Below are 21932 nucleotides of genomic sequence, written 5' to 3' on the forward strand. Positions count from 1 at the left end.
CTATGCTTCGTTTGAGTAACCTTGCTCTCCTCTTAGACCACGCAGAGGATGAGCTACGCACGGCGATTATTACGCGTCTGGGCATAGAGGCAGAGGCTTTGCGGGCCTATCATATCTTCCGCCGTGGGTATGATGCACGGCGGCGGGGGCATATACAGCTTGTCTATACGCTCGATTGTGACGTGCGGGATTGTGAGGCTGTTTTAGCGCGTTTTGGCGATGACCAGCAGATTCGCCCTACCCCCGATACGCGCTGGGTCGCCCCGATATTGACCGCAGAGCAGCGTGAAAGGGCCGCGCGTCCTATTGTGGTTGGGGCGGGGCCATGTGGGTTAATGGCGGCTCTTATCCTAGCTCAAGCAGGGTTAAAGCCGATTATTTTAGAGCGTGGTCGTGCTGTTAGGCAGCGCACGGCCGATACATTCGCCCTATGGCGGAAGGCACAATTTACAGCGGAAAGTAATGTACAATTTGGCGAGGGGGGTGCCGGTACATTCTCTGATGGTAAGCTTTATTCTGGCGTGTCGGACCCGCGTCATCTTGGCCGTAAGGTTTTGGAGGAATTCGTAAAGGCCGGAGCCCCGGAGGAGATTTTATATCTCTCCAAACCCCATATTGGGACGTTTCGTTTAGTGACGGTTGTGCAGTCCCTCCGGGCTCAGATTGAGGCTCTCGGTGGTGAATATCGGTTTGAGACACGGCTGGAGGGCATTGAGACGGTAGCTTGTGCAGATAAGCCAGATATGCGGCAGATTACTGGGGTTAGGCTTTCTACTGGGGAGGTTTTACCTGCGGAGCGGGTGATTCTGGCGGTGGGGCATTCAGCACGCGATACATTTGCTATGCTGCATGAGAGTGGCGTGCCGATGCAGGCCAAGCCTTTCTCTATTGGGGTGCGGATTGAGCATCCTCAATCAGTGATAGATGTTGCGCGTTTTGGCCCGCAAGCGGGGCATCCTCTGCTTGGTGCTGCGGATTATAAGCTGGTGCATCATGCTAGTATGGGCCGGGGTGTATATTCTTTTTGTATGTGTCCGGGTGGGCAAGTTGTCGCAGCAACCTCGGAGGAAGGTCAAGTCGTCACCAATGGGATGAGCCAATATTCCCGTGCGGAGCGTAATGCTAATAGCGGCATTGTTGTGGAGGTTCGGCCGGGGGTGGATTTTCCCGATGAGCCTTTGGCGGGGATTGCCTTCCAACGTCATTGGGAGAAGGCTGCGTTTATAGCGGGTGGTGGGGCTTATCGGGCCCCAGCTCAACGAGTGGGGGACTTCCTCGCAGGGCGGGCTTCAACCTCTTTGGGAGCGGTTGTGCCGTCTTATCAGCCGGGTGTTACCCCGACAGACCTTACAACATGTTTGCCAGATTTTGTCGTGGCCTCCATCCGGGAAGCTCTGCCGCGTTTTGAGCGCAAGATTAAGGGCTATAGCATGGATGATGCGGTGATGACGGGGGTGGAGACGCGGACCTCTTCGCCTCTGCGCATCTTGCGGGATGATACTGGCCAAAGCCCGCTTGTGCGTGGCTTTTACCCGGCGGGGGAAGGGGCTGGCTATGCAGGGGGTATCCTCTCTGCTGGGATGGATGGAATCCGTGTAGCGGAATGGGTAGCTCAATCCTATATGGATGTCTAAGAGAGTCTGTTTCGCCTAAGCTGTACTTAAATAAGGTTATTGGGGTATTCACTTGATTGTAAAAAAAGGCAAGTTTTCCCTCTAAAAAGGCTGATTTCTTTAGAAAAATGAGGAAGTAGGCAGTGTTACCTATCCTTTTTTCAGCATTGGGTTTTTTAATAACGCATAAGGACAAAATTAATCCATTTGAAGAGGTAAGTAATTTTTTTATAGACAAGCCTGACTGATGAAGGAGATGCTTCTTCCCATTTTTTGATTAATTAAATAACGATTCAGGGAGAAGGTTCGTGATGAAAATGCGCGAGGTTTAGGGTGGGATGCGATTGCCATTAGAGATGGTGCCTGCTCGTCGGTCATTAAAACTATTCGCACGATGTGCGTTATTGCTGGCAAGTGTGTCCTCTTTCTCCTCGATGGTATCGTCAGCGTGGGCTGATGATGGGGCGTCTCAACCAGTGGGGGAGACGAAGATTTTTACGTCTGCCCAAGGTAAGATGGTCCCTTATATTGATTCCATTACAGATGATGGGAACAAGCTGGTTTCTGTCGTGCAAAATGGGCCGGGTACAACATTATTGGCATCAGCAAATAGCTATACGGGTTCGACCACGATTAGCCCAAGGTATGCTTGCTTTAGGGATAGAAGGAAGCATTGAGACCTCTAGCGGTGTTATCATGAATGGCGGCATCTTTAGCCTTGGGTCTGCTTGTGGTTCTTGCACTTCACCTGATGGGCTCTGGCGTTGGGGGGGGGCGGTTAATATTAAAAGCCTTTCCGGCGATAGCGGTACAGTTAATATGTACTCTAAGGATCTGAATATCACCTCCCCGGGTAATAATGATAAGCTTGGTGCAGATATTACAGGGAATGGTGGGACGATTACCGTCTTTGCTGGTCAAGATGCTCAATATGCTAAAGAAGGATTTGGAGGTAATGTAAGTGGCCAGCTAAATCTTGTAACATATGCTGGTGCAACTGATGTTTATAATGAAATGGATTATAGCGGTGCGACTACTGTAAAATATGGTGGCAGATTACACATCTATGGTAGTGTTCCTAATACAAGCAATGTAACGATTGAGGATGGCGGTCTTTTTAATGGTGCAGGTACAATCGGTAGCCGTAATAGTACAACATATATTCAGACAGGCGGCACGATTGAGTCTGGTTATGCGGCCAATCCATGGGATGATTTGAAAATTGGAGGTAATTTAAAAGTTGATGGTACCTCAGATTTTACGCGCACAACAAGTCAGCATGGTGGTCTTATTAAAGTGGGAGGTGATCTTACTTTAAATGGGAAGGTTCTAGCACATTCATCATTTGATTATGTAGGGTCAGGGGTACGGACCCTCTATCTTTACGAGGGGACGGTCCAAACGGGAGATAAGTTAAGTCTCAATGTTTATGGTACTCCACAAGGGGGAACGGACAGTTTCCAGATAGGTCACCATCAGGTCAATTTGGTTGAGGCGAATTCGACCGATAATTTATCTTTCTGGAATGGCACTCATATGACCCCTACGAATCAAGTGGAGGGTGGTTCCGGGGTGTGGAAGCAGGACGATACTGCACAAACAAACTGGACAAATGCTGCAGGAACAGAGAGTGCGCCGTGGGCTGCCGGTAGTTATGCTATTTTTCAGCATAGTACGGCCTCCAGTCCCGAGAACGGCGCAATTACAGTAGCGGGGACTGTAGATGTTGGTGGTATGCAGTTTACGCCTGCTCATAATGGGAATGATACACAATCATATTATCTTATCCCTTAAGGTACATCATCAAATATTGTTTTAGATGGGAAGGTGTATAATCAATCTGCATTTGATGTAACGAATCAAAAAAGTCAAAGTGCAGCACAAAACGCGGGCCTTCTTTATAACCCAACCGGTGCAGTTTCTGTGATTCGTGTGGGGGATGGGACCATGGTGGGTACCGGTACGGTTGCAAATATTAGTACAAATATTACAGATAAGTCTGGCAACTCTACAACACTTGTTAAGACTGATTTAGGGACGTTGAACCTTAGTGTGGCGAATAGCTACACGGGGGGGGACTGTCGTTATGGGCGGGGTACTCCAAATTGCGTCTGACCAAAGTTTAGGGGCTGCTGGGACAGCTCTGAATATTGATGGCGGTACCTTGCGGCTTGGTGGGGATGTGACTACGAACCGTACCGTTATCCTTGGTGCGTTTAATAACTATGCCGGGTTGGACTTAAATGGCCATACAGGTACGTTGAAGGGCTCTATCGTTGGGCCGGGACAGAAGCTCGAAGTGTGGGGTAATCGAGATAATCCCTCTGTTCTTAATATTAATGGGAATAACACTTATACGGGGGATACGTACTTTAAAGGCTCTTTTAATGATGCCTCATTCCCTACGAAGACGACAATTAACGCTAATAGTGATACCCCTTTTGGGGCCTCATCAAGCGATGCACATGGCGGCACCGTTTTTGTAGGCAATGCGACACTTAATGTGAATAATCACGCTACATTAGGTTATCATAGTATAATTAATGATGGAGGCACGATTAATCTTAATTCAGCTGACACGAATGGCCATGCAGATATAAATAATAGAGGCGGTTATGGGATCAACGCTGTTTTAAATGTTAATAATGCGTCCTCTGTTGGTGCATCGACCATTACAAATAATAATGGCGGTATAATTAATCTTAACGATTCTTCTCGCGCAGATGCGGCGACCATTAAAAATAACGGAGGAGCGATAAACGCTGTTGGGGGTAGTGGCGTTGGCTCGCTCTCTGGCAATGGAGGGGGGACTATCTCATTAAAGGGGACGTTCACTGTTGGTGCATTGAATCAGGATGATATGCTAGATTCCGTCATCCAAAATGATAGCTCTAAGAATGCTGGTAGCCTCGTGAAAGTAGGTACGGGCACGCAGACCCTAACAGGCAGTAACAGCTATACAGGCTCCACTAATATAAATGAGGGCACCCTCGCCCTTGCTGGTCAAGGCAGTATTGCCCAGTCTGCTTCCATTGATATTGAGCAACAGGGTAGTTTTGATATCAGTAAGGCGGCATCAGATGAAACTGTGAATACCATTAGTGGCTCTGGTAGCGTTATATTAGGTAAAAATACACTAAATATCGTGAATGCTAATTATATTAAGCCATATTTTGGTAGTATTTCTGGTAGTGGTGGTGTGAATCTCTTCAGAGGAGGTGTATTCTTTAGTGGTCAAAATACCTATACAGGTTTAACAGATGTTAAAGGGGGTGATTTCCACTTAGATGGGTCTATTGCTGGGGACTTGCTGAATGAGACGACAACTAAGATAGGAGATCAGCCGCAAGGTAAGGTGAGTGTTGGTGGGGATATAAAGAACTTAGGCGCCCTCACCATAAGAAACGCCACTATACATAATATTTCTTCCGATGCTGGTGCTTCCACGTTTCTAGGTAATGTCGTTGCTGAGGGTGACATATCGTCTAAGAGTGATTTTGTCTTTGGGGATACTAATAAAGACAAAGATAATGATGTTACAGCGTTTTCATATAACCCTGGGAAGGGTAACAGAACGACCCTAAACGGTAATTTGATTCTAACACAGGCCCATGGGGCTATAAACGGCTGGGTTTTGGGGGGGTGCTGGGTTAACCATTGCTGGGGGGACGGAAGCTCTTAATGATTATTACGCGTCTACTGGCAATTTAACCATTAAAAATGGAGGTACGTTGGAAGTAGATGGTCAGGTATCTCCTTATATTGGTGGTCTAACGGATGTCCAAAATGGCGGTACATTGCGTGGGACGGGTAGTCTTCATAGTTTAAATGTTCAGTCGGGTGGCCTTATTGCACCTGGGACGGTTGGCTCTAACACGCCTTCTACCTTGAATGTCGCAGGTGATGTGAGCATGGCGAAAGGCTCCATCCTTCGCATTAATGGCACTAGCGACACGACAGGCCAGAGCCTGACCACGGCAAAGGGGGCTGGGTATAAGGAGCTAACCTCTGACCGTCTGGCCGTTGCAGGCAAGGCAAACTTAGCGGGTGGGACGCTCGACCTGATTGTTAAAAATGCAGGGGCAGGCCTAACTTATGGGCAGGCGTACCGCGTGCTGACAGCCACACAAGGGGTGAGCGGTCAATTTGATGGCCTAACGACCAATCTCGCCGCGCAATATGCGTATCTGGACCCGACCCTCGCTTATAGTGCTGATGCGGTCGATATTGTGTTGAAGCGCAATAGCACTGGCTTTGGTGATATTGGCGGGACGCATAATGAGGTGACGGCTGGCCGAGGGGTAAGCCATGTCGGTGCAGGGAGTGGGCTGGTGACAGCCTTAACGGGCCTGACCAAAGACCAAGCTCGCCGCGCGCTTGATAATCTCTCGGGTGAGTTACATGCCTCCATCCGCACAGCGTTAATCCAAGATAGCTTCTATCTCCGCAATGCTGTGATTAACCGTCTCGCCAATGCAGATTGTGATTATGGGCGTAATGGGCAGAGTGTTTATGACCTCAAAACGCATAAAAAGAACGAGGCCTGCTACTCTGACCATGCTGTCCTCTGGGGCCAAGCTTATGGGGGCTTAGGCCATAATAGCGGGGATGGTAATGCCGCGCTGATGCACCATAACACGGCAGGCTTTATCATCGGGGCCGATACCCCCATCAACCATAGTCATTGGCGTGTTGGTGGGCTGCTCTCCTATGGTCATTCTCAATTTAATGTGGCGCGTGGGCGGTCCTCCTCTGGTAACAGCAATAACATCTCTGTTGGGGCCTATGCGGGGACGCATTGGGAGCGGCTGAACCTTCGTTTAGGGGCCGATTATAGCTGGAATGTGATTAACACGCGCCGTCAGATTGCCGTTGGGGATTATGGCAGCCGTGTGCGGAGCAGCTATCTGGGCGGTACAGCGCAAGCCTATGCGGAGCTTGGCTATAAGCTGCGCGCAGGCCGTACAGTGTTTGAGCCTTTTATGAATGTGGCTTACGTCAATATGCAGACGAACAGCTATCGTGAGCATGGCAATGATGCGGTCTTACGCAGCCGGGGGACGGATCAGGGTGTGACCTTCTCCACCTTTGGCTTCCGTGCGGCCACGCGGGTGAATATTGGTAAGGCTGTCTTTATGCCGCATATTATGGCGGGGTATCGTCATGGGTTTGGGCGTTTGCAGCCCGGGCTGCATGAAGGCTTTGTTGCCGGTGGTGGAACAAGCACGATGGATGTTGCTGGTGTTCTGCTCTCCAGCAATGCCGCTGTGACGGATGCAGGCATTACGGCACAGATTACAAACCGCATCAATCTGGACCTCTCCTATATCGGCCAATATGGCAACCACTCTACCGAAAGCGGTGCTACAGGTAGTGTGAATGTAAGCTTCTAAGGCCTAGAGGTCATAAGGACTTTATGTAAAAGGCGGCCCCAAAAAGGCCGCCTTTTTTGTGCTGAATCCCTTAGAAGTTTTGCACATCTTTCGGGCGGAAGAACGTTACCCCGATGCTCATCATCGTACCAGTGAGCACGCATATGGTTGCGGCGATGGGCAGCCCTGCCACGAGAGGCCCAAGAGCGGGTACAATGCGACCTGCTAAGCCTTGTCCTAATGAGCCAACAGCATAGCTTGTGCCCATCCCCGCGCTGCGGCGTTCATTAGGGAAGCGTTGGGAGAGGTAATGTGGCACAAGGGCATAAACGCCTGATGCGGCTGCCCCGATGAGGAAGGCTGATGCAAGCAAAATGGCCCATGGTCCTGCATTGAGGAAGGGGATGATTAAAAGTATGACGGTTAGGAGGGCAAGGCGCATGATGCGGGCCTCCCCAAAGCGTGCAGCTAAAGCCCCGCATAGGATTTTCCCACTAAAAGAGCCGAGGCAATAAAGTGCTACGGGCCAGAAGATAAGCTGGGGGCTTAGATGGTGATGCTCCCGCAAAATCGTGGGGTAGAATGTGTATAATGCTGCTTTTTGGAACTCTAGGAAGCACATAAAGGCCACAGCTTGGAAAGCAGCTCCGTTCCAGAAGGCACGTATGATATGCCATAGGCTGGGGCCTTTCTCGGCGGTTGGGGAGGTATGTGTTGCGTGCTTCTTCTTTTCTTGCGTGGCGAGCCAGAGGGGGCTTTCTGCCACTCCAAGGCGAATAAAGATGACGAGTAAAGCCGGAAGTAAGCCGATAAAGAACATAAGCCGCCAGCTATAATGTGGCAGAATTAAAGCCTGCGCCCCTGCTGCGGCCATATAGCCGATTTCATAACCGGACATCATTGTAGCAGAGGCTAAGGGGCGGAGCGGGGCGGGTACGCTCTCCATCAAGAGTGTGGCGGAGGCGGTCCATTCTCCCCCAAAGCCAATGCCGAAAAGGAATTGAATGATGATGAGGCTGAGGAGATGATGCGTTGTGCCGGTTAACGCGGCGAACAGGGCAAAGAAAAGGACGCCTAATGTAAAGGCTGGTTTGCGTCCGAAGCGGTCTGAGAGCCATCCCCACCCTGTGTTGCCAACAGCGCGCCCCAGAGCTTGCGCTAAAAAGACGCTGCCTAACATCGCCAATGAACAGCCGAAATCCTTTGCAATATCGGGGAGGGTAAACATGAGGGCGGTTTGGTCAAACGCATCCAAAAACCAGCCGCTAAAGGCAGCCAGTGTGACCTGCCAGTAAGGCAGTAAAGCAGCAAAACGGGGATGTTCATTTTGGTGAGATGAGGCGGACATAGGCAAAAGAGAGGCCCTCCGGCAGCAAGCCCCGTGATGGGGAATCATAAGAGGAGTTAGCTATAACGGAATGGAGAGGAAAATAGTAGTTTTATGGTCCCCTTTTAAGGCTTCTGTAATCATGTTTTCGCCTATAACAGTGTTTAAGCCTTGCTTTCTGGGGAGTGAGACCTAAAGTGAGGCCCGCAAGGAGAACTATTTTATGAATTACGATACCCTATTTCAAACCGCATTAGATGGCCTGCGTGCTGATGGTAGCTACCGCTATTTTGCGGAGTTAGAGCGTCATGCAGGTAAGTTCCCCAAGGCATTTCATCACGGTGTTGGGCGTGATGTGACGGTATGGTGCTCTAACGATTATTTGGGGATGGGGCAACATCCTGATGTTATAGCGGCGATTCATAAATCATTGGATGAAAGCGGGGCTGGCGCGGGGGGAACGCGTAATATCTCTGGCACTAATCATTACCATGTTAGTTTGGAGAGAGAGCTTGCGTCTCTCCATGGTAAGGAGAGTGCGTTATTATTTAACTCAGGCTATTTATCAAATTGGGTTACACTAGGAACATTAGCGGCACGTTTACCGGGCTGTGTGGTGATTTCTGACGAATTGAACCATGCGTCCATGATTGAGGGGATTCGTCACTCCCGTGCGGAGAAGCGCATCTTCAAGCATAATGACCTACAAGATTTAGAAGCGAAGCTAAAAGAGTTTCCGCTTGAGACGCCCAAGATTGTGGCTTTTGAATCAGTCTATTCCATGAATGGCGATATCGCTCCGATTGAGGAGATTTGCGATATTGCTGACCGCTATAATGCGATGACCTATCTTGATGAGGTCCATGCGGTTGGGATGTATGGCCCTCAAGGGGGTGGGGTCGCGCAGGAGCGTGGGTTGGAGCATCGCCTGACAGTGATTGAAGGCACATTAGGCAAGGCTTATGGCGTGGTGGGGGGCTATATTGCAGCCTCGGCGGCGTTATGCGACTTTGTGCGCTCTTTTGGTTCTGGCTTTATTTTCTCGACCTCTTTGCCACCGATGATTGCCGCGGGGGTTCTGGCGAGTGTGCGGCATTTGCGCCATAGCGATGCCGAACGTAAGGGGCAGAAAGCCGCCGTAGCCTCTTTGCGGAAGAAGCTAGAGGCAGTGAAACTCCCTTATATGCCCGCGCAATCGCATATTACGCCGGTGATGGTGGGGGATGCGGCTTTGTGCCGTGAGGTGACAGACCGGCTCTTAAAAGAGCATGGTCATTACCTTCAGCCGATTAATTACCCGACTGTCCCGCGCGGCACGGAGCGTTTGCGCCTTACGCCGGGGCCGCTGCATACAGAGGCAGATTTAGACTCTTTGGTCCGTGCGTTGGATCATGTATGGCAGGAGCTTAACCTCCCGCGGGCAGGGGCTTAAAATCCCCCCACAATTTGGAAGTCGCAGAACGTCCCACGGCGATTTGCGAGCTCTGTTGTATGGATGCGGCGCAGGCGTATCCCGGCATCGACTGTAAGGTTGATGTGCCTATTGAGGCTACCGGTGAGGTCTGCGCCAATGCTGGCGAGGCTAGCTGCGCGTGGCCCTGTGCCGACATGGTGGACTTGGCGGTTATCTGCCCAATCCCAAAAGATACCCAGCTTATTGCTATCTGGCTGTCCTGCTGTGGGGATATGGGCGAGTTTGAGGAGAGAGAGGGCGGGGGTGAATATCTCCTCGCTTACAGCATTGCCGTTACTGCCGAAGGATGTATTGGCAAAATAACCGCGTGCATTGCCCATTCCCCCAATCATGAGCTGCTCACTATAGAGTAGATTTTTGCTCGCACGTTGGAAGGTTACCTTCGTGGTGGAGGAAAACCCGTAAGGAAGATTTTGTGTGCGGGTGAGCATGAGGCGGTCATAAACATAATTCGGGCTGGATTTCGGGAAGATGCCCTCATAAGCGCGGCGTGTATCATTGGGGAGTAGGCCGCCGGGACCGTAAAAGAATTGGTTATTAATTTGCGTCTGCCCCCATGCGTCTTGGAGGGAGCCTGTATAGCCTACCACAAATTGCGCTGTATCGGCCTCGGAGAGGGTGATGGTCCGTGCATGGTAGAATTGGTCGGAATGGGTATTCTTCCAATCAAACCCAACTTGAATCATGCCATCAAGACCAGCATTACGGCCTAGGGCGATATGGTCGAACATATGGAGCCAGCGTAGGGAGACTTGCCCGCTCTGACCACGGTTGATGAGGTCGCGCGTGTTGCTGGTGGGGTGAGAGAGGGCGTAATTGCCAAAGATTTGGAGCGCATTATGCCCAAAAAGAGGGATGGTCCAACTGCCTGTATGGTTGTCAAAGCGATTCATAAAAGTGCGGTTGAATTGATAGGTCAGGATGTGCCCCAGCCCAAAAGCGTTTCCCCATGAGGCTCCCGTGTACCAGTTAAACCGCCCTAAGGAGCGGTCGGCCTGATTATTCATGGCGGCATAAGCATAAACGGGGAAGCGGTCTGTGATATTAATATCCACATCCGTACTGCCGGGGTGCGTACCGGGGCGGTAGATGAGGTCTGCCGTGTGAAAAGGATTAAGGTTAAGCCAGTCTAGCTCCGTCTGAAGGGAGGTGAGGGCCATGGTTTGGTTGGGGCTGAGTGTGCTGGTCTGCCGGATTTGCCAAGCAGGCGTCCAGCGGTTGCCATGCACCGTGATGCGCTCCAAATGGTATTCGGAAATATCAATATGCAGCACACCATTATGCACGCGCTGCGGCGGAACCGTTACGCTGATAAAGGGGCGGTCATGTTGGCGATAAAAGACGGCAATCGCCCCCGTAAGCTCGTGCATTTTCTGGAAGGTAAGGGGTTTGCCTATATAAGGCAGGATGATTTTATAAAGCCCCGGTGCGTGGCTAAGCCTTAGTCCGGCTGAGGAAATGGGCTGTTGGTCCAGTTGGCTGCCAGTTTGACCTGCAGGTTGGAGGACCACAGCTTGGAGATGCGGCAAAGCCACATCATTAGCCATATGGGGGGTTGGGTTTGGTCCGGCAGGGCCTTGGGGAATGGGCTCTGTTACAGGCGGGGATGTGTTGGGGGTGTTATCGCCTGATGCTGTACCTTGGACATTAGCAGAGGGCCCGCCGATTGTATGGCGATTAAAAAGGCCAAATGGTTCTGGCAAAGCGGTGATGGGCACACCGGCTTGTGTGGTGGCAGGGGGAACACCTTGGGCAAGGGCTTGTGCAGGAATGAGGAGCAAGCCCAATAAAGCAGACCATGACCATATGCGCCACTCTTTCAAGGCCCGTTGTGATGTGGAAGGAGCGGGCATCACGGAGAGGCGGGGCCAGCGAGAGCATTATTGCTTAAGTCAATATCCCCATCAGGTAAGCGTTGTGCTGTATTGACGGGGACCTCATGAGAGCGATTACCCGCTAGAGTAAAGGCGTTGCCATCGGCACTGGCAAGGCTGGTGGCGGCATCTAACGTTAAGGCGCGGTCGCTTGGATGGGAGCGCCTGCATGGCTCTGGCAGAATATAAATGCCGGTAGGACCAAAAGAGGCATTGAGTGTTGCCCGACGTGTTGTGGGGGGATGGGGACTGGATGTTGCGAGGATAGGTTGTTCACTTACCCCGATGGTTACGGTCTCAAACCCTTTTCCACGCCGACCGGTGCCAAATTGATAATGGGAGTTTGGAGCACTAGCCGCTTGGCCAGTCGGGAGGCGGGTCGTACTGGGGGTTTGGCAACCACCGGGGGGGACAATTAACCCATTGGGCGCAGTAACAGTGCCATCGGCAGCGATATGGTAGAGGTCGCCCGTGATGCTGGTTTGTTTTTTAAGCGGGGAGTAAGCATTGCCGACAACGCTATCAAGCATCGTATTGGCGGTTGTGGCACTACGCGCGCCGGGGGAGTAGCCTGCAACGGGTGTAGCTTGCCCCCATGCGTGATGAGGGGAGAGAAGGCCGCTTATGAGGATGATGGCTGAGGCACAGCACACTCGGTAGCGTGTGGCGGATACACTCATAAGAACCGAACCCCACATGATAGAAGACAATAACCGCCATCCATACAGGGGAGAGGTATAGAAGATTCTCCACGGGGAGAAAAGGATTTTGGGCAGTTTATCGTCCATTGGGCCTCTCCTTTATGAGGAAAGGAGAGGCCCGCAAGGTTATGAGGCAGCCTGTTGTAAGATGTTCTCCCCGTGGGCGGGGCTCTCACGATAAGGCCCTTCTGTGAGGAGTTGAATGGTTAAAATGGTATGCTCACGAGCAAGGTCTATCCCTTGGAGGGGGAGGAGAGCATCACCATTTGTCCAGCGGCAAGGAGCCTCCTCCTTTACATCCCATCCTGTATGTTGATCTGTGAGATGATGGGTGATGGTGTATACCTGCCCGCCTTGGTGGAGTTCTATCTCCCCAACGAGGACACCGAGATTACGGCGGTCATCAATATACGGGCCGAGCGTGTCGCAAGGGCGACTTGTCCGAGAGCGAAGACGCAATGTTTTCACCCCTTCTGGCAGATGGAAGACGACCCGGTCCTTCACGCGGCGTAGGGGGTGGAGTGTCTCCCCTTTATCGGTGATGAGATGGATGTTGGAGTCGTAGGTAAGAGTGGCAGAAGGCTGCTGGGAAGCGAAGCCAAGAGATTTGGCTCGTTCCTCAAGCCGTTGATAAAGCGGTTGAACGAAGTCTGCTGTTACCGTGAGCGGAGCGTAAGCATCCTTTGCCCATTCTTTTGGTGTTGGGAAGGCAAGCACATTACCATCTTGCTGCGGCTGTGCCGCCCGGAAATGGCGGCGATTGCCTGTATCGAGATAGCTCTCAGTGGCCACATTATTGGCATGCACGATGCTGTGAGAGGCTGTCTCAAAATGATAATACTCATAAGAGAGTTGCTCACGATCGTAATAGATGGACCGATGATTAACGAGCATACGCGCCGGGACGAGCCGTCCTTCAAAATAGAGCGTATGTTCTGATGTCACATAAAGGTCCGCATTAGGGCAGCCCTCCCCGAGTGCATCCTTGCGAATGCAAATTGAGTACCCTGCTTCATCACATGGAAGGTGTGGAAGGACATATACATGGCCTTTTCCGACCCATGTGACAGGCTCTAACTTCTGATCTCCGATAGGACCTGTAAGGACAAGGTCCCCAACAGCAAGGTCCTCCACAGCCTTAGGGCCTGCCTCTGTTGTAATCATAGCGCCGGGGAGGAAGCAGGCAACCACAATGGGGGGATCGCGCAGCTGCCAACCTGGGCTTGGGCCCACAGCAACCGGGAGGCCCGCTCTGACTGTGCCTCGTTCGCTATCGGTGATTGCAGAGTCGGCAGGCGCGAGCTGTAGGAAGGTATAATTATTGGCTAATGTGCCATTCGCAATGCTTTGTTGGAGTTGGTATAGGTCAGGGGAATAGTAGGTATTCGCCTGGTTCGCGACATTACTAACCGTTACGGGCTTGCCTGTTGTCCTATCTACAAAGGAGATGCCCGTAATTTGGAGCTCGGCTATGATATTAGGTTCAACAGCCCCCTGGAAAAGGGCACCTTCATATTTTAGCGTTACTCTTGCTATGATTGAAGGGGTCTCTTCGAAATATAGAGACGCGAGGGCTGTATTGCCCGGTGAAACAGTCGTATTGCCGTCCACGACAAGCTTATAGGCTGTTAAATTAGGTGTTAAATTGTCAAATGGAGAGAGTTGTTCATCCGGGTCAAATGGTCTTCCCTCGGGAAACCATGACCTATGGAACCAGAAGCCGGGTGAGTAGCTGCTTGGATCATTACTGTAATTCTGTGAGTTTTCCCAAGTTAGAGACATGAGCTTTTGCCATCAATCATAAGGATTAAAGCAGAATATTCTGCTGAGTCATCTTGGTTAGAATATTAACATATGATTTCTGACGCAAGGTGTCTTTCTTATGGAAAGTCATATTTTTAAGGTGTGATAGAACAAAAAATATGTTTATTAAGCGAATCTTTAAAAAATATTTATGATTGATTGAGTTTTTGATTGTTGGAGGAGCGGTAACGCCCTCGTGTGCTTTCTTTTCTTTCGCATAAGGTAGTGGAATCGCTATAGTAATGACGTGATGAAAAAATCCATAAAAGACACACTTACCAAAGAGCGCGTGGAGCTGGAGGCGGGCCAAGAGTGCAAGCTCTTTGCAGAGCAGGCGACTGATTGCTTGTTGGATTATCTCTATGGCGATCCAAAGGCTCTGGTAAGTGATAGTGCGTTCTTTTTGCAGGAGCTTCAAAAAATATGGCGACAGCATGGGATTGATGAGGCCGCTATATGGCAGGAACTAAAAGAGCGGCTCGACCTCTCGGCAGATTTGTTAGAGCGTGGCATAAGAGCGCGTAAGGGTGGGCGGTATCGTTCTACCAAATTGCCCTAATTATAGTGAGAGGCGGAGGGCTTTAGAGTCGTTATGGCAGGCCTGCATGGGACGTTTTTAGAGCATCTAGGACCAATGGATTGGGGGATTCTCAGTCTCATTGGGCTTTCGGCATTATGGGGGTTGATGCGAGGCGTCTCTCGCGAGAGCGGGGCTTTGTTGGTCTGGGTCGGGAGTGTGTGGGTTGTCATGCGGGCAGGCGGTGCTGTTTTGGCAAAGCTTGGTCCGTTGGTTGTGCCCTCCCTTCAAGGGACGCCGTTGCTTTATTGGGGTGGGCGGTTAGTCCTTTTTGTATTGGTGTTGATTGTGCTTAACTTTGTAATGGGGCAGTTAGCGCGCGCGCTTCGGGTTGTTCTCTCTGGTCCGCTGGATGCTCTTTTAGGGGCAGGCTTTGGTGTGGTGCGTGGTTATGTGGTTTTAGTGTTGCTTTTTTGCGCAGGAGGGTATCTTGCCCAAGATTGGCTGGAAACTGCGATGAAAGGGAGCACCCTCTCCCCTTATATTGTGCAAGGCGTTGCTTTTTTGCAGGGTTATGTACCGCTTTCCTGGTCGGAACATCTTGCCATTATGGCTCCAAATAGCCATTGAAGGGGCAGCGTTTCATGCGCTGCTGTGTCACTCAGTAAGAGCGGGATTCGCTCGTCAGGTTTGCTCTGTCTATGTCTTTTCCTGAATCGTCCAGTCGTCCTTATGAGGAATGTGGTGTTTTTGGTGTGTGGGGTGTGCCGAATGCAGCCGCTCTTACAGCCCTAGGCCTGCATGCTCTGCAACATCGTGGTCAGGAGGCGGCGGGCATCGTCAGTTTTGATGGCGAGTCCTTTCATCAACATAAAGCCCTTGGGTTAGTGGGTGATGTGTTTGGTAGCCAAACGGTTATAGAGGGCTTGCCCGGCGAAGCAGCGATTGGCCATAACCGCTACGGCACAACGGGCGGGACGCATGTACGTAATGTTCAGCCCATTTATGCGGATTATGCCTTTGGGGGGTTGGCTGTTGCTCATAATGGCAATTTGACTAACGCTGCGACCTTGCGCCAAGCCTTGGTAAAGCGTGGCTGTATCTTCCATTCTACGATGGATACAGAGGTTATTGTCCATCTTATCGCGATTTCTCTTTATGATACGGCTATTGACCGTCTGATGGATGCTGCGAAGCAGATTAAAGGGGCCTATTCTCTTATTACCTTAACACCTGATAACGGCATGATGGGGATGCGCGACCCACTCGGCGTGCGGCCTTTAGTGTTAGGGCGGATGCCTGGTTATGAGAAGAAGGCTGGTGGATGGATATTGGCCAGCGAGACATGTGCGCTGGATATTATCGGTGCGGATTATGTTCGCGATATTGAACCGGGTGAGATTGTTGTTATCAATGGGGATGGTGTTACATCACTTTGGCCCTTTGGGGATGTCGGGCGGCGTTTTTGTATTTTTGAGTATATTTATTTTGCCCGCCCTGATTCTGTGTTGGAGGGTCAGTCCGTCTATGAAGTGCGGACGCGCATTGGAGGAGAGTTAGCGCGGGAGAGTGGTGTAGAAGCGGATATTGTCGTGCCTGTGCCGGATTCTGGCGTGCCATCGGCCATTGGTTATGCACATGAAAGTGGCCTACCTTACGAGATGGGTATTGTGCGGAATCATTATGTGGGGCGCACCTTTATTCAGCCGACAGATCAAATACGTAATCTCGGTGTGAAGATGAAGCATTCCGCTAATAAAGCCGTACTGGAAGGACGGCGCGTTATTTTGGTGGATGATTCGATCGTACGGGGAACAACCTCACGTAAGATTGTCGATATGGTGCGCGCTGCTGGGGCGAAGGAGGTGCATATGCGCATTACCTCTCCGCCAACAAAGCATCCGTGCTTTTATGGGATTGATACCCCTTCGGAGAAACATCTGTTAGCGGCGCGACATTCACTAGAGGAAATGCGTGAGGCGATTAATGCTGACAGTCTTGCTTTTATTAGCTTTGATGGTTTGTACCGTGCCCTTGGTCACCAAGGCCGCCCTGTGGCTAACCATACGAATTGTGATGCGTGTTTCTCCGGTGATTATCCCATTAGTTTAGTGGATAAGGAGGGTAAGCTCGTCCAATGATAAGTGATGGGAAGCCGCGTGTGGAGTGTAGTCTGGCAAGTTAAAATCAATAAAAAAATTAATAATTGGTAGCGTTGTTTACTAATTTGTCATAAGTTCACTTCAGGACGATACTTCTGGGGTGTATGTTATGATTGGTCAGACTCCTTCCGTTAGTCGACATGGGCATAGTGGTTCTGGTGTTGCTGCTTACGTAAGAAGTTTGTTGACGGGGCGTAGTCGCCGCGTTTCTGCTAGTGTGTCCGTTAGCGCGCTAGCTTTTATGATAGCGTCAGCGGGCGTTGTACGCGCTGATGATGTGGCGCCGGTGAGTCTTGTCAGCCAAGTTGATGGCCAAGACGTTACTTTGAAGATTCCGGAGGATAGCTCGAGAACATATGTATTTGGCGGAATGGGCAATAATTATGCTGGCCTTACAGAAAGCGATTATAACAAATTAACGCAAGCTGGTTTGCTTTCGACTAAGGCTGATTCCAGCTTTGCTGATGTGACGGCGCAGTCGTTATTTATAGAAGGCTCGCGGAGTCAAGGGGGGGTTATTCAGGTTGGTGCAACCGGTACAGACTTCTCAGCAAAGACATTAACGTTCATAAAGATTGAGAATGGGGGGACATTAGCAACCGATAATAGTACTCTAATAAATCAAAATGTTCAAAATGGTCGTACTCCCGCTTCCCTCATAGAGGGTGCTGATGGCACTGTACAACCAAAAATTGATATGAATCTTAGTAAGAACAATAGTACGCTAAGTATCTATAATACACATGACAATATATATAATGTTTTAAAGAGTGTTCATGGTGAAGGTACTATTTCTATTTCAAATGTCCTTCAAACCTCATCTAAGGTAGAGCCTAATACATCTAAAGGCTCTGTATTAAAAATATTTGATTCAGATAAATCCGCTTCGGGTAGCTATTTTTCTGGAACAATTCTTGGCTCCGGCGGTGGCCTGGGGGATGCGGGTTCAGTGTCGCTCCTCATGAAGAACGAACCGAACATGAATCAGTCGGGTAGCCTTTCTCAAGGAGCCCCTTTTTGGACGAGTCAGTTGCTGCTTGGCTCTGTTTTTACGGAATTAAATAAGGCGACAGTAACTAACATTGGGACGATGGAGATTTCTGCAGCAGGGGATTTTGGAGATAAGAAGACCGTTACACGAGATTCGGGGCATGTATTAATTCATGGTCCATCTATTATTAATGTTGGTGAGTTGCTTGTTGCTGGTGGGCGTGATGGTTTTGTTTATAGAACGCAGACCGCAGAGGAGTCTCGGAATGTTAAGTCCGTTAATGCGGACCTTGTGATTAGTGATGCCAGGGCTAATGTTAGGGTTGCTCAGCTTGTTGTAGGGCAGCAATATGGTGTGAAGAGGGGTGATATTAGCAATGCTTCTGACTGGCATGTTGATTATGGGGCCTCAGTTGGGGAGGTATGGCTTGCTAATGGTGCTTCTCTTACAGTCACTGGCGGTGGGGTTAATGGAGGTATTTATTTAGGCAATAGTGCTGGTAATGGTCCTGACCAGCGTACAGCAAATGGCCAGAGTAATCCGTATCCAGAGGAAGGAGAAGCTCATGGTACGCTTCATATAACCGGGGATGCTGTTGGCTATGATTCGTCTCGTAAGATTAACCGTACTGAAGGGAGAGGCGCGCAGAGTACGCTGACCGTCAAGCAGGGAGCGTTATGGATTGGCCCGGTTGATGGTGGTCAAGGATCAGGCGAGATTGATGTTGATAAAGGTGGTCGGCTTAATCTTAACAACTCCTTCATTGTTTTAGGGGGGGCTAATGGTGCAGGGAATGTCGCTATTGGTGATGGCGGGACGCTCAATGTTACAGGGATGGATCCGGCCGGCCTTACGGCTGAGAATCAGGGGGCTACATTTAGTCAAGAGCGGAAGGGCTCCTTGACCCTCGCTAAGGGTGGCACTTTGAATATCGGAAATAGTGGAGCAGCGGGGCTGCTGAAGCTATATGGTGACCTAAATCTCGAAAAGGGTAGCACAACAACCTTTTATGAAGGTACGACGACAGATAAGGGGAATTTTGGGGATGCCTATAACTCTCATATCTTTGTAGCGGGTAATGTAAACCTTGGTAGTACGATTCAGATAGCGGGGATTGCGGGGCAGAATAAAGGTGAGAATGGGGCGGTAGATGTCGGCCTGTATCATTTGATTGACTACACGGGCCTATTGCAAGGTGAGCGGCCAAGTGTGCTTGCTACAAGCGCAGGCCAAGAGTTCCGCTATGTGTACGATGATTCGGCAAAAAAGATCGACGCTGTGATTTCTAGCCCGCACTGGGAAAGGCCGCCTTCTTGGGAATGGGGGGATGCGAATTGGACGGAAAAAGGTGTAACGGATGGTACCCCCTTTAGGTTAGAGACCGCCCCTATCTTCACCGGGCCGGGGGGGACGATTACGATTACACGTGATAACCTGCCGAGGGTGACGTCTAATATTGACTTCGAAAAGAGTGGGTACACCATACAAGGTGGACCTCTGGCGGCCGCTCCGGGGAATAATGGACAGAATACCCTTGCTATAAATACTGCCTCACAGCAAAGCGGTACGATTGCCTCTACGATTGTTGATAATGGCAACGCGCCTACAAGTGTGCAGAAGACAGGTGATGGTACGCTGAACCTACAGGCGCAGAATAGCTACACCGGCCCGACCAGTGTGGTTGGGGGGACGCTGCATGTGGCATCAGGAGCTTCCTTATCCGACAAAAGCCATGTTGCAGTTGCTTCAGGAGCGACGTTGGAGAATGAGGGAACAGTAGGGTATGTCGTCAATAATGGGACGGCGGTTATTACCGGTAAGACAGATGGTCTTTCTAATAGTGGTGGCACCGCGACCTTAAAGGGAGGGGGGCAGAGTAGCTCCGCTTATAATACAGGTACGTTGAACATTGATAATGCTAGCGTAACGGGGAAAGTTGAGCAGAAAGCTGGCGTATTAAATCTCTCTGGCAATGCCTTTATTGGTGGTCCGTTACAGGTTGATGGCGGGCAGGATACTGGCAACCGCTTTACCGTTGGGGATAAGGGCACCGCAACAATTGGTCAGCTCCAAGGTGAGGGGCCGGGCTATTTGGGTAAGGATGCTAGTTTAATTCTATCCGGTAATGGGAGTGCTTATAACGGCAGTCTTTCTGGTCAGGGTAAGCTTGTTATTAATGGGCAGAATAATACCCTCATGGGGACCAGCGATTATGCTGGCGGAACGGAGATTGGCTCTGGTGCTTCTGCAACTGTAGGGCCTCAGTCTTTAGGAAAGGGGACTGTTAATATCGCTGGGGCTGATACTGGGGCTAATAAGCCAGTAGGCTCTTTAACGGTTCATGAGGATGGCCGAGGTGACCTGGCGAACAATCTAACCGGCTCTGGCTTGTTTAATAAGACGGGGAACGGGGCTGTAACGCTCTTAAAAACGGCTGATGATAGTCAATTTACCGGGACAACAAATGTTAAGCAGGGCGAGTTGGAGGTCAATACTACACTCGGCGGTACGCTTAATGTTGATAAGGGGGCGATTGTTTCTGGGAGTGGGACGATCAGCAACGTGAAGCTGGATCCTAATGCTTATCTTGGTGTTACGTTAGAAGGCGCAAAAGGTGTTATCACCCCCTTAACTCTAACGGGGAAGAATAATCAGCTTAATGGAGCGCAGGTGGGCGTAACGGTTCATAACTTCTCTGAAGTAGCATTGGGCAAGCAATATCAGACGACAGTTTTGCGCTTAGCTGACCAAGCCGAAGCCACAGGGACATTGGCAAAAACGCCAAAAGCTCTCAATACGGCCTTTTTAAAGGGGAGCGTGTTTGAGGCCCCGGATAATCGTAGTTGGTTGATGAGTTATACGCGTGTTGTTCCTTTTGAATCGTATGCGCAAACTCATAATGAGCATCAAGTAGCGACCGCCTTGGACCGCGCAGCGGAAGCGGGTGCAGGCCCTGCTTTTATGACGGCATTGCTGGGGCCTGCTATGCAGACAGGGGCCCAAGTACGCGGGGCGTATAATGCGCTTTCTGGTGAGATTCATGGCAGTGCCAAGACGGCAATGGTTAATGATAGCTTCTATGTTCAGGAAGTTGTGGTGGACCGTCTGGATTGCGCAGGCGATGCGTTGCGGGCTCATGCTCATGATGGTAAGCAGCAGACGAGCGGCTATTGCGATGTGGACCCTGCTCATCATGTCTCTGTCTGGGGGACGGTATATGGGCAGCGAGGTGGCCAGTCTGGCAGTAGTGCGGGAGCGGCTCATATGGGGCAATCCAGCGTGGGTTGGATTATGGGTGCGGATACGGGCCTAAAAGGCGGCTGGCGTGTTGGTGGGCTTCTGGCCTACGGGCGCGATTGGTTTAGCGTGCAATCTGGCCGTGCATCTTCTTCTCATTCCAATTCGGCAACGATTGGGGCTTATGCGGGTAATGCGTGGCATGTTGGGGGGCTGATTGATAATGCAGCCGTCACCTTTAAAACAGGGGTGAGTTACTCTTGGAATATGCTGCATACAAATCGTAGGCTCAGCTATGGCGATTATTCTGGTCGTCTATCCTCTGATAACCGCACAGGCACAGGACAGGCATTTGTTGAGTCGGGGTATCGTATGGTCTTCTCCAGCGGGAGCCAATCTCCGCTTGAGGTCGAGCCTTTTGCGCGGATGACCTATGTAAATTATGGTCAGGATGGCTATCGTGAGCATGGGGCTGATGCATCCTTGCGTGTGAAGGGGCAAAATAGCTCTATTGGTTTCTCCACCGTTGGGGTGAAATTGGCCACTAATGTGGGTATTGGGAAGCTTATCTTCTCCCCACATTTAGAGGCTGGATATCGCCGGGCCTTTGGTCGGACGAATGCTATGGTGAGGGAAGGCTTTACCAGCTTAGGCGATGGTTATGGCATGGCTGTGCAGGGGACACCGCTTTCTACCAACACAGCGCAGATTAATACGGGCTTTGCGGCACATCTGACAGATCGTATTGATGTGAATCTCGACTATATCGGCCAATATGGTGGACGTCAGACAAGCTCCGGCGGGTCTGGGAGCTTCCGCTATAAGTTCTGATCCTATTATGAGGGCCGTTCTTTCGGGACG

15 protein-coding genes are annotated in these 21932 nt (G+C 50.6%); 11 read left to right on the forward strand and 4 right to left on the reverse strand.

Features of this window, described 5'->3' with window-relative positions; all coding sequences use genetic code 11:
* Positions 1-2 precede the first annotated feature (2 nt).
* From GM557_RS02390 to GM557_RS02415, 6 genes are all read left to right on the forward strand, one after another.
* Entirely contained in the window at positions 3-1634 is a 1632-nt protein-coding gene (locus GM557_RS02390; RefSeq protein ID WP_155573463.1) for an NAD(P)/FAD-dependent oxidoreductase, read from the forward strand.
* Positions 1635-1951: 317 nt separating this feature from the next.
* Positions 1952-2290, forward strand: a complete 339-nt coding sequence (locus GM557_RS02395) for a hypothetical protein (RefSeq protein ID WP_155572805.1) — start codon at positions 1952-1954, stop codon at positions 2288-2290.
* 19 nt (positions 2291-2309) lie between these two features.
* A complete protein-coding gene (locus GM557_RS02400; RefSeq protein WP_155572806.1) occupies positions 2310-3407 on the forward strand; it encodes a hypothetical protein in 1098 nt (365 codons plus the stop codon).
* A 153-nt stretch (positions 3408-3560) separates the two neighbouring features.
* On the forward strand, positions 3561-3728 hold the full coding sequence (locus GM557_RS09010; protein ID WP_155572807.1) for a hypothetical protein: 168 nt from the start codon (positions 3561-3563) through the stop codon (positions 3726-3728).
* Complete coding sequence (locus GM557_RS02410; RefSeq protein WP_155572808.1) at positions 3700-5295, forward strand: autotransporter-associated beta strand repeat-containing protein; 1596 nt, start codon at positions 3700-3702, stop codon at positions 5293-5295. Before GM557_RS09010 ends, GM557_RS02410 begins: the two co-directional genes overlap by 29 nt.
* A 49-nt stretch (positions 5296-5344) precedes the next feature.
* On the forward strand, positions 5345-7006 hold the full coding sequence (locus GM557_RS02415; protein ID WP_230880577.1) for an autotransporter outer membrane beta-barrel domain-containing protein: 1662 nt from the start codon (positions 5345-5347) through the stop codon (positions 7004-7006).
* A 70-nt stretch (positions 7007-7076) separates the two neighbouring features.
* On the opposite strand, the gene GM557_RS02420 is transcribed toward GM557_RS02415, so the two are convergent.
* Entirely contained in the window at positions 7077-8333 is a 1257-nt protein-coding gene (locus GM557_RS02420) for an MFS transporter (protein ID WP_155572809.1), read from the reverse strand.
* 202 nt (positions 8334-8535) lie between these two features.
* On the opposite strand from GM557_RS02420, the gene hemA reads away from it, so the two are divergent.
* Positions 8536-9744 carry a 5-aminolevulinate synthase gene (gene hemA / locus GM557_RS02425; protein WP_099026246.1) on the forward strand — a complete coding sequence of 403 codons (1209 nt, stop codon included), beginning with the start codon at positions 8536-8538 and terminating at the stop codon, positions 9742-9744.
* Here the strand turns inward: hemA and GM557_RS02430 are convergent.
* The 3 genes from GM557_RS02430 to GM557_RS02440 form a co-directional block, all read right to left on the reverse strand.
* The gene (locus GM557_RS02430; RefSeq protein ID WP_155572810.1) at positions 9741-11639 is read right to left on the reverse strand and encodes a ShlB/FhaC/HecB family hemolysin secretion/activation protein; all 1899 of its coding nucleotides are present in this window, start codon (positions 11637-11639) and stop codon (positions 9741-9743) included. The genes hemA and GM557_RS02430 overlap by 4 nt on opposite strands.
* Positions 11639-12340, reverse strand: coding sequence for a hypothetical protein (locus GM557_RS02435; protein ID WP_155572811.1), 702 nt, complete (start codon positions 12338-12340; stop codon positions 11639-11641). Before GM557_RS02435 ends, GM557_RS02430 begins: the two co-directional genes overlap by 1 nt.
* A gap of 147 nt (positions 12341-12487) precedes the next feature.
* A complete protein-coding gene (locus GM557_RS02440) occupies positions 12488-14143 on the reverse strand; it encodes a Hint domain-containing protein (RefSeq protein WP_155572812.1) in 1656 nt (551 codons plus the stop codon).
* 271 nt (positions 14144-14414) lie between these two features.
* Here GM557_RS02440 and GM557_RS02445 point away from each other — a divergent pair, with 271 nt between their 5' ends.
* The 4 genes from GM557_RS02445 (at position 14415) to GM557_RS02460 (ending at position 21902) form a co-directional block, all read left to right on the forward strand.
* The gene (locus tag GM557_RS02445; RefSeq protein WP_155572813.1) at positions 14415-14723 is read left to right on the forward strand and encodes a hypothetical protein; all 309 of its coding nucleotides are present in this window, start codon (positions 14415-14417) and stop codon (positions 14721-14723) included.
* Positions 14724-14756: 33 nt separating this feature from the next.
* Positions 14757-15311 (forward strand): CvpA family protein, encoded by a 555-nt coding sequence (locus tag GM557_RS02450; RefSeq protein ID WP_155572814.1) that lies wholly within the window; start codon positions 14757-14759, stop codon positions 15309-15311.
* A gap of 71 nt (positions 15312-15382) precedes the next feature.
* On the forward strand, positions 15383-16822 hold the full coding sequence (gene purF / locus GM557_RS02455) for an amidophosphoribosyltransferase (RefSeq protein WP_155572815.1): 1440 nt from the start codon (positions 15383-15385) through the stop codon (positions 16820-16822).
* A 130-nt stretch (positions 16823-16952) separates the two neighbouring features.
* Positions 16953-21902: an autotransporter outer membrane beta-barrel domain-containing protein gene (locus GM557_RS02460; RefSeq protein ID WP_155572816.1), complete on the forward strand. Its 4950-nt coding sequence runs from the start codon at positions 16953-16955 to the stop codon at positions 21900-21902.
* The last annotated feature ends 30 nt before the right edge of the window (positions 21903-21932 follow it).

The organism is Bombella sp. ESL0385, assembly GCF_009725755.1.
GTDB classification, from domain to species: domain Bacteria; phylum Pseudomonadota; class Alphaproteobacteria; order Acetobacterales; family Acetobacteraceae; genus Bombella; species Bombella pollinis.

Coding starts and splice junctions, on each gene's coding strand:
- GM557_RS02390 (WP_155573463.1), top strand. CDS start 3: ATGCTTCGTTTGAGTAACCTTGCTCTCCTCTTAGACCACGCAGAGGAT.
- GM557_RS02395 (WP_155572805.1), top strand. CDS start 1,952: ATGCGATTGCCATTAGAGATGGTGCCTGCTCGTCGGTCATTAAAACTA.
- GM557_RS02400 (WP_155572806.1), top strand. CDS start 2,310: ATGAATGGCGGCATCTTTAGCCTTGGGTCTGCTTGTGGTTCTTGCACT.
- GM557_RS09010 (WP_155572807.1), top strand. CDS start 3,561: ATGGTGGGTACCGGTACGGTTGCAAATATTAGTACAAATATTACAGAT.
- GM557_RS02410 (WP_155572808.1), top strand. CDS start 3,700: ATGGGCGGGGTACTCCAAATTGCGTCTGACCAAAGTTTAGGGGCTGCT.
- GM557_RS02420 (WP_155572809.1), bottom strand. CDS start 8,333: ATGTCCGCCTCATCTCACCAAAATGAACATCCCCGTTTTGCTGCTTTA.
- hemA (WP_099026246.1), top strand. CDS start 8,536: ATGAATTACGATACCCTATTTCAAACCGCATTAGATGGCCTGCGTGCT.
- GM557_RS02430 (WP_155572810.1), bottom strand. CDS start 11,639: ATGCCCGCTCCTTCCACATCACAACGGGCCTTGAAAGAGTGGCGCATA.
- GM557_RS02435 (WP_155572811.1), bottom strand. CDS start 12,340: ATGAGTGTATCCGCCACACGCTACCGAGTGTGCTGTGCCTCAGCCATC.
- GM557_RS02440 (WP_155572812.1), bottom strand. CDS start 14,143: ATGTCTCTAACTTGGGAAAACTCACAGAATTACAGTAATGATCCAAGC.
- GM557_RS02445 (WP_155572813.1), top strand. CDS start 14,415: ATGAAAAAATCCATAAAAGACACACTTACCAAAGAGCGCGTGGAGCTG.
- GM557_RS02450 (WP_155572814.1), top strand. CDS start 14,757: ATGGCAGGCCTGCATGGGACGTTTTTAGAGCATCTAGGACCAATGGAT.
- purF (WP_155572815.1), top strand. CDS start 15,383: ATGTCTTTTCCTGAATCGTCCAGTCGTCCTTATGAGGAATGTGGTGTT.
- GM557_RS02460 (WP_155572816.1), top strand. CDS start 16,953: ATGATTGGTCAGACTCCTTCCGTTAGTCGACATGGGCATAGTGGTTCT.